This is a genomic window from Enterobacter sp. 940_PEND (assembly GCF_001059415.1).
GTDB lineage: Bacteria > Pseudomonadota > Gammaproteobacteria > Enterobacterales > Enterobacteriaceae > Enterobacter > Enterobacter cloacae_M.
Genome location: NZ_JUMS01000086.1, coordinates 1 through 12,685, shown reverse-complemented (window position 1 = coordinate 12,685; position 12,685 = coordinate 1). Strand labels below are relative to the sequence as shown.

The following is a 12,685-nucleotide window of genomic DNA, read 5'->3' as shown; positions in this document are numbered from 1 at the left end:
AGGAACCGAAAGCTTAGGGTGTCATTTCGCCCTCAGCCGGAACCGACCCCTTTGACCAGGAACGATTCGGTCATTCGAGCCTAACTTTTCGGAAGTCTTGCCAACACTGGTTTACGACGGTGAGCCCCTTCACCCTGGGCGAAAACGCGATCATACCTCGACGGGACGTGAACAGGGGAAGAATCGGGAGTGATTCCATGACCCTTGCATCAGCTGCCCTGTATAGCGCGGCTCTTCCCGACGAGTCAATCGTAGCACGAGCGAGATCCAAGAATCCGTCGAGATGAGGGTCATTGTTATACCCAGCGTTGAAACCTCGGGGAGACTGATTTGCCCCATGTAGGATCTGTGATAGCCATAGATCGCACGACATCCCCCAGCTCATTTCACTAAATGCAATACCAGACGGCGCCCCCTCACGCCACTGGTTGCAGTAAGCTACCCAATCCGGATGCAGCGTTACATTTAAGCGAATACCAACCTTGGCTAGATCGAGCGCGAGCCGCTGATAAATGGCCCCTGGATCGAGCTGCGCAGACCCCGCTTGCGCCGCAATGACATCCAAAACCAAGCCATCGTTTGCCCCTGCCTCGGCCAAGAGCTCCCTTGCCCGCTCGGGATTGTAGACATAGCGATTTGCTGCATGCGGGTCATGAGCAGGGGAGCCTGGAGATAGCGCACTATGCGCCGGAACAGCCGCCCCCGGAAATAACTCAGCGCATAATGACTCTCTATCAATAGCGTACGCAATTGCCTGCCGAACGCGCAAATCTGCGATAAGCGGATCGTGCAAGTTAAATACCAGATACCAGAGATATGGTGGGTTAAATGAGGGCACGGTGAACCCTAGCGCCGCCAGTTCCTCAAGGTCAGCGCCCTCTAAGCTATAGGCGACATCCACCTTCCCCTCAACCAATGCCCGGACGCGAGCCTTGCGGTCAGGAAAAGGTAGGAACCGGATCCCTTCTATCTGTGGCGGGCCGGCCCAGTAGTCATCGTTCCGCCGCAGCTCTACCGCAGACCCTCCATCCGTCTCAAAACGAGAATGAAACCGGAACGCACCGGTACCAGGAGCTTTGTCGGCACAACCATCAGGACCGAGTTTGCGAATGGCCGCCGGACTAATCAGCGACTGAGCACCGGGTGCGTCTTCTTGGGTCATGTAACGCAGAAATTCAGGAAACGGCTCGGAAAACTTGAACTCTACGGTCATCGAGTCTAAAGCGCGAACTTTTTCAATGAGGCCAACGCCCATGCGATTGAAGTCCGCAACAACCGGAGAGAAAAAGGGCGAGGTTGCGCAACACATTCTCTCGTAGTTGATAACTACAGCCTCCGCGTCGAGTGGACACCCATCATGAAAACGAACCCCTTCTCTGATTCGAAAAGTATAACGACGGGCGTCTGGTGACGTTATGCAATGGGTCGCTAGTCGCGGAACGAGGCTGGTGGGCGCGCCGTCCGAAGCGGGTAACTCTCCGAAGTCATCTTCAAACAGGCTTTCATGTGTTTGATGAACCACGCGGCCTGTATTCCAACCCCCGAATGATCGGGGCGGATCGACCTCGTCCACAGCCCAGTCAAGCGCAACGCGCAAAATCTTGTCTTCATTCATATGGGTGCGTCCTAATTAGCATTGTCAAGTTGCAAATAGCCGACCGTGCTCACGAGCGTGGCGCATAGTTGCTATGTCTAGCCCCACAGCGGCGCCACCTTCCATCTCATCCGGGCGAGTTACAAGCGCGATCTCTGCCGCTGCGATAATTTGCGTGGAAAGAGCTACCATCATTCCTTGGGCCGCCGTGGCCGAAAGCACATCCAGGCGAACGGCTGCCGAAAGAATCATCGTAGCCACACCTCTCAGCTCAGCTAGCACAGCATTCTCACGGCTAACCCCCATTGCCGCCGCCAGGGCTCCTGATATGACCGCTAGATGACCCGGCGTAACCTTGCCCGCCACCGCGGTAGCGTATTCCGCCAACATCGGGTCTGCATGAAGTGACGGTGCTAACACCGCTAGGCGACTTCCACAGCGACGTGAGGCCACCTGTGCTGGAGCCGTCAACTTCAGTAGGTCAAGCCGCGCATCTACTGCTTTCAGATCCTCTAAGTTCCGATCCACAAATGCCGTATGAGCCAACGCGGTCCCCGCACCGTCTGCGCGGGCGCTGCCATGAATCAAGGCCGAGACGATCATTTCACGGAGCGCGTCTGGCGTGGTCACGCGCTTATCCCGAAGCATTCGCTCAAGGCCGAACGCATGGGCGTGCCTGCCTATCGGCAGCGCGGAGTCGGCAAGTTGCATAAGGGACAACAATGGGCCAGCGCGCACGGCTAGGTTGCCTTCAAGCATCGTCAGAATTAGCGACGGGGTGATGGTGCTCGTGTGCAGCCCCCACACCATTTGGAGGTCTTGCAGCCGCAAAAGGTCTTTCTTCAAAGCGTATCGTTAGCTCACGCAATCCGAGGGCCTGGACCGATCTCGCAACAAGATCAGGCGTATCGGTCACCGGTACAAGGATCTCATTACCGTGTAGCTCCGCAGGACTGTGACGGTTCCCAAGAGCGTGGCCAATCCGGAACACCGCCTCAGGGCCCAGCTCGTTGAGCGAGATTACCATTACCAGTTCGGGGCGGCGGGAGACGACCAATATACACATCCCATCATCATGCAGAACTGCGCCGTCAAACATCCAGCTCACACGGGGCAGCTCGATGCCTAGATCTACGCCCCCCTCGCTGCAAGTGCGTAACCGGCGGCGACCCGCGTCGGCCGACGCAATCCATACACGGTCCGTCTGACGACCGGAAAAATCCTGGTCGTTGACGTGGCCCAGAATATTATTTACTAAAAGCATTATCCCTCTTCATTTTCTTAGTAGTGGAGCGGGACGGCCGCGCATGTGGCGACGGGCGACATCCCAAGCCACCTGCGTCGCCATCCGAAGATTTGGCGCATCGTCAGCTAGAAAACGTCCCACCGCACCATAGCCTGAGGCTAACGCAGCTGCACCACCATACACACCCGGTAAGGACGCCAACCGTCGACTGATAAGAGTCGCCAATTCCTCATGGTCGCCCTGTTGGGACAACGCGAATATGGTCCCAACAAAACCACTCGACGCTAACGCCCCCTCTAAGGCCGGACTCGCCTCCCCAGGACGGAAACTCGAAGCGTCAAGAAGCACAGGGCGTGCGCTAAAACTGACTTGAAGGCGCGTCGAGAAGCTTCGATAAAGGTGCTCCTCGCCTCTCGCCACCCGGCCAGCCGCGAAACTCTCCATGAAAATGGCCTCGGCTCCGTTTGCCAGTGCAATACATGTGTGCTGCCTGTGTTCCGCTTGCGCATGCGGGATTATCATATCCGGGATGTACTCGAAGAAGGCTCCTTCGCTCAGCTCGATCATGGTCGTCTGTATCGATAGCGCTTCACCTTGCAGGCGTGTTGCGGACGGTGTTGAGAGACAAAGTTCAGCGCTAGCCTCAAGGTGTACGGCAACATGCAGGCGATCACCGCCAAACACTGATCCTGCCGCGTTTTGCACGTATATTAGCGCACCAGATTCTGACTCCATGGGCAAAACGGCGGTAGTCGTCAACGGGTAGCGCTGTTGTCGTGCAGCAAGTCGCGTTCGACCATGTCGATCACGAGCAAAGCGCAACGACAGCACTCCGTCGCCCATCAGGGTTTCCGCCCAAACAGCGCGCTATGGACAATTTGTTCAAAAACGAGCTGCACACCCTCGCCTTTTCGCAGATCGGTAAATACTGAAGCGCGATCGGAACGTGCTGCGGCTACGTCCGCTCTGAAGCGCGTCATATCGACATCGACATGAGGTGCCAAATCAATCTTATTGACGACTAGCAGGTCTGCCCTTAACAGGCCTAACCCATTCTTCCGAGGAATGTCGTCTCCGCCGGCAACATCAATGACGAAAGCCCACCAGTCCACGAGCTCGCTAGAAAATGTAGCGGCTAGATTATCTCCCCCGCTTTCGATGAGAATCACGTCAGGCTGAAAGCGCTGCTCCAGCCAAGCTGCTGCCTCAAGATTTACCGAAGGGTCCTCGCGGATAGCAGTATGCGGGCAAGCCCCGCTTTCAACCCCAAGAACACGCTCAGGATCGATGAGGCCGGAGCGCTGAACACGTTCTGCGTCCTCGTGAGTAACCAGATCATTAGTGATCACGGCGACAGAGATTCCTCGCGCGGCGAACAAGGGGAGCAATCGCTCGACCAGGCGCGTCTTGCCACTGCCTACCGGCCCTCCGAAACCTAAACGCACTGCAGTCAAAGGTTTGCACTCCTTATTTCAACATATATGATTGGCCGAGAGAGACCTGCGATGTGGGAGGGCTGTCGATGGCCTGTCCATCGATGTAAACCCGAAAGTTTTCAGGGTCGACGTCAATTTTAGGTAACACATCATTCAGCACCATATCGCGTTTAGTGAGACGGCGCGTGTCGGCCACTGGACGCAAGGTAGCTTTCAAATCGAGTCGTTGGGCCACCCCGGCTGCGATGGCAGATGGAGAGACAAAACGCACGCCGAGTGACTGCGGAGCGCGACCAAAGTACCCCCACATCGGGCGATAACGCACAGGTTCGCAGGTCATAAGAGAAGCGTTAGCCTCGCCCAAGGGAGCCCAGACAGGGAAGCCAGATTTCAATACTAGTTCCGGTTTGATGCCAAAGCTGTCCGGCTTCCAAAAAATAAGGTCTGCGAGCTTTCCAGGCTCAATCGAGCCCACTTCATCTGCGATGCCGAACATAAGGGCAGGATTGGTAGTATATTTGGCGATATAGCGACGAATTCGGAAATTGTCCGCACCGCTGCCGCTATCCTCGGGCAAAGCGCCCCGTAACTCGCGCATGGTGTCAGCAAGCTGCCAACAGCGAGCGATGGTTTCACCGATGCGCCCCATCCCCTGGCTGTCGGAACCGATCGCGCTGATCGCTCCCATGTCGTGCAGAACGTCTTCGGCGCCAATGGTTTCTTTTCGAATCCGACTTTCCGCAAACGCCACGTCCTCAGGCAAACGTGGATTGAGATGATGGCTCGTCATCGCCATGTCGAAATGTTCATCAAACGTGTTGATGGTGAATGGATTCGTAGGGTTCGTAGATGAGGGCAGTACATTCGATATGCCGCACATGCGGATGATGTCTGGCGCGTGCCCACCCCCGGCGCCCTCGACGTGATAGGCGTGAATGCACCGTCCGGCCATGGCGCGCAGAGTGTGCTCTACAAATCCTGATTCGTTCAGAGTGTCTGCGTGCAAGTGGATCTGCCCACCGCCGATCTCCGCGGCCTTCAAGGCGGCATCGATGATGGCCGGAGTCGCGCCCCAATCCTCATGGATTTTCAAACCCGCTGCGCCTGCAGCAAGCTGTTCGAGCAGTGGCTCGACGGCATGCGAGGCCGCTTTTGCAATGAAACCGAAGTTTATCGGAAAGGCCTCAGCTGCTTGGAGCATTAGCCCCAGGTTAGTTGTGCCTGTCGACGCAATGGGAACCGTAGTGGGTCCGAGCCCTCCTCCCATCAGCGTGGTGAACCCCGCCGAAAGAGCTTCATCCACCTGTCCCGGATCAATAAAATGCACGTGGCAGTCGATTCCGCCCGCCGTAACGATATGTCCTTCCGCGGCCCGGATATCCGTGTTCACGCCCACCGTGAGCCCTGGCGTTACGCCATCCATAAGATTGGGGTCGCCAGCCTTGCCGATTCCTACGATCCGGCCATTCTTAATGCCGATGTCGGCCTTGATGATGCCCGCAACGGCGTCGATGATCAGAGCGTTGGTTATGATCAGGTCCAAAATGCCGTCGGCAGCGGTCAGCACACCGTCACAACCGGTGCCCCCTCGTACCGTCTTGCCCGCGCCAAAGACTAACTCATCGCCCCCTACACAGAAATCGCGCTCCACCTTCGCCCAAAGGCCAGTGTCGCCTAGCCGTACGCAGTCTCCTTCCGTAGGACCGTACAGTGATACATATCTAGAGCGCTCAATAGACTGAGCCATACCCTACTCCTGTAAAAAACTTTCCAACCGGATCATCGCGGCAGAGCGCACTGTTGGGTCATCCAAGGCCCCGTTCACTAGGCCTGCCAGACCATATACAACTCGGGCTCCCCCAATAGCCACCAAGTCAACCAGGCGGGTGTCTCCCGGCTCGAAGCGCACCGTGGTTGCAGCTGGGACGTCGAGCCGGAACCCGTAGGCGGCGGCACGATCGAAGCGCAGGGCTGGATTGACCTCGAAGAAGTGATAGTGCGATCCAAGCTGAATGGGCCGGTCCGCGGTGCTTTGGACACGCAAGGTCACCGTTGGCCGATCCGTATTGATTATCACCGGCTGCTCACCCAGGCGCCAGCGGGGCCGGTGAGGCGCGCCAGCGACAGTGGATTTGCCTGGGCCGATGGGGTCGTGTATGCAAACCAGCTTTTGACCGTCCGGGAAGAAACCCTCGACCATGACTGCATCGAGGCGCTCTGATACCCCTTCCATCACGTCGTCTTCAGTCAACAGCCCGGACGCGATCGAGACCATCTCGGTAACCGTACCTCCTCCGCGCGCACCTTCGCAGACGGTATCCGCAATAATCGCGCGTGCCTCGGGCTCGCTGAGTAAAAGGCCGCGCGCCTGGCGCGATCGCGCCAGTTCAGCAGCCTGGCGCAAAAGAAGTCGATCCACCTCACGGGGCAGTAAACGCATCATTCTCTTCCTGTCTTGGTCGGCCTGCTTGCGACTTTAACACCGTAGTGGCCGTTTTGGAACCATAACCACATGGTCCGTCGCGAATGCCGGTCAAACGGCCAGGTGATTCGAGAGAGTTTGGGTCGAGACAACATCCTCAACGTCCCCTTGTTCTACAATCTCGCCGAGCTTGAGCACCATAAAGCGATTAGCGACCGACAGCGCAAAGTCGAGGTTCTGCTCCACAAGCAAGACCGCAATGCCCAGCTCATCCCGTGCTCGGATAAGGACCTCGCCCATGCGGTCGACCATCGCAGGCTGCAACCCTTCACTGACTTCGTCAATAAGCATCAACTTTGGCTGGGCGATTAGGCCACGCGACATCAACAGCATCTTTTGCTCGCCCCCAGACAACGTTCCGGCCCGCTGTTTTAGGCGCTCGAGCATTCGGGGGAAAAGGGTTTCGAGAGAAGGCAGGCGCTCGTGGAAAAGCCGGTTCGAAGCTACGCCCAGCCGGAGATTCTCTTCGACCGTCAGATCGGGAAAAAGCGTGTGCTCTTGGGGGGTATGAGCCACACCGGAGCGTGCCATCATGTGCGGTCGGATGTTCGTAACATCATCCCCGTCCAGCGAGACAGTACCGCTGAACGGACTTACGAAGCCCATGATTGTTTTCAGCAGGGTGGACTTACCCATACCGTTCTTTCCTAGCACAACGACTATCTCGCCCTTGGAAACGCTCAGTGAAATGTTTCGCAGTACAGCAGCTGTGCCGTAACCACTGGTGAGCCCCTCGACGCTCAGAAGCTCTTGGTTCATGCTACCGCCTCCTTTTGTAGGCCTGTATAGGCAGCTTTAACCAAGTCCGACGCCACTACCTCTTCAACAGTCCCTTCCATCAAGATCGCACCTTGATGCAAAACGACCACTCGATTGCAGATAGCACGCACGAAGTCGAGATCATGCTCTATAAGCATAATGCACAAGCCGAATTCCTGCGTCAGGCGCGTGAGCACCGCGCCGATGGCCATGCGTTCAGGCCGGGTCAAGCCTGCAGTCGGCTCGTCAAGTAGGAGTACTGACGGCTCAGTTGCCAGCACCATCGCCAATTCCAGTCCCCGCTTCATTCCGTGCGATAAGTTGCGCGTCTCCTCCGCTAGCATCTTATCGAGGCCCGTGGTCTTCAGAATGTCTAGCGCTGGCTGGGGAAGCGAAACGGTTTCGCGCCTGTCGAACAACTTTGCACCATCGATTCGATAACGAGCCAACTGGAGGCATTCACCGACGGTTAGAGTGTCGAATAGATTTGTATTCTGGAAACTGCGTCCCACCCCAAGTCCAACGATATCTTGGGGCGATCCCCGCGCTATTTCGACGTTGTTGACTCGAACAGCACCGCCGGTGCGCTCGTTGCCATCACTAATGCAACGCATCAATGTCGTCTTACCAGCCCCGTTGGGTCCAATAATTCCTAGCAGCTCAGTGCCGTGCGCATCCAAGTTCACATCACGCAGGACCTGTAAGCTCCCATAACGACGAGATACTTGGCTCAGGCATAGGGGCGGCGCATCTCCGAAAGATGCTTGCAGCATCCGGCCCGCTGGCGCCGGGTTAAGCCTGATAGCGTGAGTTTTCGGGACATGCTTGGGCCTTAGCTTACGCCATAATGCGCCTATCAACGGCGCCAGCCCTCGGGGCAGGAGCACAATGACCAAAACAAAAGCGACGCCTGTCAAAAGCTTCCAGACAAAAGGCATAGCGCCGGATAGCCATGAGGAGATTGTATCGATCCCGATCGCCGCGAAGACCGGCCCCAGTAACGTGGCCCTCCCGCCAAGTGCGGTCCAAATAAGTAGCTCCGTGCCCAGCTGAAATCCTGCCATTTCGGGAGCAACAACATTGGAGAAAGCCGCATAGCCGAAGCCCGCTACAGACGCCACCATGCCGGCGAATACCATCAACATAGTCTTGATGCGAGAGACGGGGATACCCAGATAGGCGCTACGCTCTTCGTTCTCACGTATGGCTATGAGGACCCTACCAAAATCGCTACGCACCAAAAGCCAGCCGGCCGTAGTCGTGAGCACCAAAAAGCCCCCTGCAATCCAGAACCAAACTTTCAAGTCCCAGTAATATGTTGGGAATCCTGAAAGCCCGCTCGATGATCCCGTAAAGCTGCCTCCTGAATATATTATCTGGGTCAGCACAATGGGCAATGCTAGCGTTATTATGGAAGAATACAGAGGCGATGAACCATGAAAGAAAGCCAGCCATCCAACAGCAGCAGCAACGATTGCAGCCGTGCCAAGCGCAACAGCTAGCGCGGCAAGTGCCCATCCAGGGCCGAATCCGTAATGGGTGAAGATCAGCCCGCAGGCATAAGCTCCAATGCCAAAAAAGGCCGACTGACCGAATGTTAGAACACCCGTATACCCCCAAAGTATGTCGACAGTCATCACCACTGCCGCAACAAACAATGTACGGATCAAAATATTTGTTAGATAGACATCGAGGAAGAGCGGCGCTACAGCGATAATGGCCAAGCCTGAAAGGCACCCAATCAATGCAGCACGATGTGTGTAAGACATAGAAAGGCGATTATCAGGCACGGCTAAACCCCTTCGGCTTTAAACGCAGAATCAGTGCAGCAAGAACAACGATAGTCATGCCGCCGAGAATGGGACTAATGTAAGTGCTGACAAGGACCTGCGACCCTCCAAGTAGCAGCGAAGCGACCAACAAGCTCGGAAACGAAACGCCCGAAATCATCACTAGCATAAAGCTATTCACCAACCAAGGCAGTCCCATGTTTGGATCGACCGAGAGCAATGGGGTGATTAACGCTCCGGCTGCGCACGCTAGTCCTGCACCCAAGCCGAAAGTTATGGATCGAACATTCGCGCTATCTATACCTAAGCCCCTAGCCAGCGGTTCATTGGCAATGACTGCACGTGCATTCAATCCGAAGCGGGTGAAGCTCAACAAAGCACTAAGCGCAACTGCCAACACTATGGCAATAGCTAGCATGGCCAGCCGATATCCAGAGTATTCACTTCCAAAAACATCTATCGTACCTAGAATCGGTGAGGGCGCGAACTGCACGCCCCGCCCGAAAGTCAATGCAAATACTTGCCCGATAACAATGCCTAGTCCCCATGTGGCCAATATCGCATCCAACGGCCGATGATAAAGCGGTCTGATAATAGTTCGTTCAATCACGAGCCCCGCCAAGAGCCCCAAGATGGCCGCCGCCGGGACAGCGAGCCATGGGTTGAGGCCAGCAGCGCCGACAAGATAAGCTATGTATCCGCCAGTGGTCAAAAATGCTCCATGAGCAAAATTGATGAGCTTCATTACACCGAGGATGATCATGAGGCCCGTCGAAACCACGAACAAAATTGCGGCAGTCGTCAAAATGTCAAGCGGTAAAGCCTCCACGTTGTGTCTCCCGTTACTTGTTAGCGAATTGCGGACACTGTTCGCCCGGGTCAACTTTTGGGAACGATTTGACGAGCTGAACTGAACCATCAGCAGCGACGCGGCCCAAATACATATTGAGCGACGCATGATGTTGCTTATTCATGATGACGGAGCCGCGGGGCCCTTCCACAGTCACTTCCCCTAGCGCTTGTATAACAGCAGTAGAATCAGTCGAGCCGGCCTTTTCGACAGCCGCCGCGTACGCATATATGGCTTCGTACTGCGGCACCGACAACTCGTTCGGCGTCTCGGCGCTGCTTCCGAACTTCTTCTCGATCGCTTCAAGGAAGGCTTTATTCGCATCGGTCTCTAGGCTTGAGAGGTAAGATGCGACGATGTATATCCCCTCGGCGTTATCACCCATGCTTTTGGCTGTGCCTTCATCGAGGGCGTAGTTACCATAGGGGATCGAGATACCTGCAGCGCGCAGCTGCCTGGTGAGCGTCACGTTTGGCGCGCCGCCGGCCGTTGACGTAATCAAGGCGTCCGGATTGGCCGAACGTAGTTGAGAAATGATTGCGGTCCAATCTGATCCATCCATGGGCAAGTACGCCTCGCCCACCACACTGCCTCCTTTACTCTCGACGTACTCTCGAGTGTACTGCAGCATGCCGCGACCAAAGGCATAATCGCTGCCAATCAGGAAAAACTTCTTGGCCTTGTTCTCGGCCATAAAATGGTCGACAACCGGGGCGACCTGCTGCTCTGGCACCCAGGCATTGATGTACATCATAGGAGAGCATGAGCGCCCTTCGTAAAATGATGTGTAGATGAGGGGGACCCTGCCGCGATTGACGATTGGTAAGCCGGCATTTCTGGCAGCCGTAGTTTCCATTGCTACAATGCCGTCAACTTTCCGTTGAAAAACGAGACTGTCATAGGCGCGCTGAGCGCCTTGAGCTCCTGATCCGTCATCAGCAATTTCAAGCCGCAGCTGACGCCCCAAGACTCCCCCTTGCGAATTTATCTCCTCGACAGCTAACTCCGAGGCTTGGACGACCGAAGGTGCAACGACACTGTTTGCGCCGCTTAGACCTACTGGTATACCTATTTTTATAGGTTCGGCTGCATATGCTGAAGCTCCCACCGAGAGACCGATACCAAGTAAAAGTGTACGTACTTTCATCGCTCTGCCTCTAACTTTGCCAGGTTAATCTGGATATCTGCGCCTAAATTCTCGCCGTATACATCTGTTCGTCTATCTGTTAGCGGGTGATTGACACTGTTCCAGCTGGGTTCGCACCTAGGGTCCATATCCACTTCCCCGATGAGGATCTTTTCTTCACTTTCAGAGCACGGCCCGGCTACAGGCCAGCCTGAACGATTGATGATTACGCTATTCCCTAAGAATCGTTGCCCACGCTCAATGCCCACCCTGTCAGCGCATGCAATGACTATCGAATTACTGTGAGCCGCGGCCATATGAAGAATGTTTGCCATTATTGGGTGGCCTGCCGGTTGCTCTGGCATGGGCACCCAGTTGGTTGGCACACATACTATCTCTGCACCTTGGCAGGCCGACAGACGAAACATCTCAGGGAACCAACCGTCGTAGCAAATAACGACACTGATCCGGCCCACTAGAGTATCGAACACGGGTAGACCACGATCGCCCGGCTTGAAATAGAGCTTCTCATCTGCCCATAGGTGAAGCTTGCGGTAAACCCCTAGCACGCCTGAAGGGTCGATGATAACTGCGCTGTTATAGAGACAATTTCCGTCGCGCTCTACTAGCCCGGCAACGATTGTCACTTCTAGCCGGCGAGCTGCTTCGACCCAGGCATTAGTAGTAGGCCCTTCAGGCACACGCTCGGATAATGCGAGAGTTTCTTCCCGCGACTGAAAGATATAGCCGGTGCTGCATAACTCTGGCAAAACTATCAAGCGAGCGCCGTAGCCGGCAGCCTGCTCAATCAGGTCGATGCTGCGTGTGACGTTGTGCTCGACCTCGCCAAACTTTGGTTCAAACTGGATGCAGGCAATTTTCAACTTTTGTGGGCTCTGGTCGGGACCAGAGTGACCAAGGGGACTAAGCATCAGATCAGCTCCTCCGACTGGTCGCGCGCCGAAATAGCGCACTACAAAACCAGAACACAACCGCTACCGCTTCATAAGGTATATTTGATTTCCGGGATGATCGATGAATATTTCGCCAACCGATATATCAAACGAATCAGAACGATAGCTGCGCGTTCCTGACATAAGCAACGGGCGTGCCACCCTGGTAAGCGAATTAAAAATCCTTGGTTTTTTGGGCCTTTACGACCGAAAGTACGGGAAACGATACGCTGTTTCGATTGCGCCTTCCTCGGTAGCCGCACCGATTTAGGTCAAGCGACGCACCGCAGTGGCACATTGATGGGAAAGGTTGCGTTCAGAAGATGCACGGCGTACGACCTCTACCGCATCTTGCGCGAGGAGCTGGGCTAACGGCAGCGCCGTCGCCAGTTTTCCTTTGGAAGGTGCGAATAAGCAGGTCATTTCTTCCCAAGCTGACTCGCTGATTA

Annotated in this window: 13 protein-coding genes and 1 pseudogene; 1 reads left to right on the top strand and 13 read right to left on the bottom strand. The window is 55.6% G+C overall.

The window, feature by feature from the left end:
• Positions 1-70 precede the first annotated feature (70 nt).
• Both ADJ24_RS11830 and ADJ24_RS25830 read right to left on the bottom strand, forming a co-directional pair.
• The gene (locus tag ADJ24_RS11830; protein ID WP_040119802.1) at positions 71-1,615 is read right to left on the bottom strand and encodes an ABC transporter substrate-binding protein; all 1,545 of its coding nucleotides are present in this window, start codon (positions 1,613-1,615) and stop codon (positions 71-73) included.
• A 24-nt stretch (positions 1,616-1,639) separates the two neighbouring features.
• The gene (locus tag ADJ24_RS25830; RefSeq protein WP_407026769.1) at positions 1,640-2,197 is read right to left on the bottom strand and encodes an urease accessory protein UreF; all 558 of its coding nucleotides are present in this window, start codon (positions 2,195-2,197) and stop codon (positions 1,640-1,642) included.
• On the opposite strand from ADJ24_RS25830, the gene ADJ24_RS25410 reads away from it, so the two are divergent.
• On the top strand, positions 2,174-2,338 hold the full coding sequence (locus tag ADJ24_RS25410; protein ID WP_204369799.1) for a hypothetical protein: 165 nt from the start codon (positions 2,174-2,176) through the stop codon (positions 2,336-2,338). The genes ADJ24_RS25830 and ADJ24_RS25410 overlap by 24 nt on opposite strands.
• Before the next feature lie 7 nt (positions 2,339-2,345).
• Here the strand turns inward: ADJ24_RS25410 and ADJ24_RS25825 are convergent, their stop codons facing one another.
• From ADJ24_RS25825 to ADJ24_RS25405, 11 genes and pseudogenes are all read right to left on the bottom strand, one after another.
• Positions 2,346-2,621: a hypothetical protein gene (locus tag ADJ24_RS25825; protein WP_224261803.1), complete on the bottom strand. Its 276-nt coding sequence runs from the start codon at positions 2,619-2,621 to the stop codon at positions 2,346-2,348.
• Between the two features lie 246 nt (positions 2,622-2,867).
• Entirely contained in the window at positions 2,868-3,575 is a 708-nt protein-coding gene (locus ADJ24_RS25820; RefSeq protein WP_400214780.1) for an urease accessory protein UreD, read from the bottom strand.
• Between the two features lie 107 nt (positions 3,576-3,682).
• Positions 3,683-4,294, bottom strand: a complete 612-nt coding sequence (gene ureG / locus ADJ24_RS11810; RefSeq protein WP_023092983.1) for an urease accessory protein UreG — start codon at positions 4,292-4,294, stop codon at positions 3,683-3,685.
• Between the two features lie 13 nt (positions 4,295-4,307).
• On the bottom strand, positions 4,308-6,023 hold the full coding sequence (ureC, locus tag ADJ24_RS11805) for an urease subunit alpha (protein ID WP_040119801.1): 1,716 nt from the start codon (positions 6,021-6,023) through the stop codon (positions 4,308-4,310).
• 3 nt (positions 6,024-6,026) lie between these two features.
• Complete coding sequence (locus ADJ24_RS11800; RefSeq protein WP_023092985.1) at positions 6,027-6,716, bottom strand: urease subunit beta; 690 nt, start codon at positions 6,714-6,716, stop codon at positions 6,027-6,029.
• A 93-nt stretch (positions 6,717-6,809) separates the two neighbouring features.
• Positions 6,810-7,517, bottom strand: a complete 708-nt coding sequence (locus tag ADJ24_RS11795) for an ABC transporter ATP-binding protein (protein ID WP_023092986.1) — start codon at positions 7,515-7,517, stop codon at positions 6,810-6,812.
• The gene (locus tag ADJ24_RS11790) at positions 7,514-9,307 is read right to left on the bottom strand and encodes an ABC transporter permease subunit (RefSeq protein WP_023092987.1); all 1,794 of its coding nucleotides are present in this window, start codon (positions 9,305-9,307) and stop codon (positions 7,514-7,516) included. Before ADJ24_RS11790 ends, ADJ24_RS11795 begins: the two co-directional genes overlap by 4 nt.
• On the bottom strand, positions 9,300-10,136 hold the full coding sequence (locus ADJ24_RS11785) for a branched-chain amino acid ABC transporter permease (RefSeq protein WP_040119816.1): 837 nt from the start codon (positions 10,134-10,136) through the stop codon (positions 9,300-9,302). The genes ADJ24_RS11790 and ADJ24_RS11785 overlap by 8 nt, the downstream gene beginning before the upstream one ends.
• A gap of 13 nt (positions 10,137-10,149) precedes the next feature.
• Entirely contained in the window at positions 10,150-11,304 is a 1,155-nt protein-coding gene (locus tag ADJ24_RS11780; protein ID WP_048702513.1) for a substrate-binding protein, read from the bottom strand.
• The gene (locus ADJ24_RS11775) at positions 11,301-12,215 is read right to left on the bottom strand and encodes a nitrilase family protein (RefSeq protein ID WP_023092990.1); all 915 of its coding nucleotides are present in this window, start codon (positions 12,213-12,215) and stop codon (positions 11,301-11,303) included. The genes ADJ24_RS11780 and ADJ24_RS11775 overlap by 4 nt, the downstream gene beginning before the upstream one ends.
• Before the next feature lie 288 nt (positions 12,216-12,503).
• Positions 12,504-12,685: pseudogene (locus ADJ24_RS25405) on the bottom strand (hypothetical protein); the annotation flags it as partial.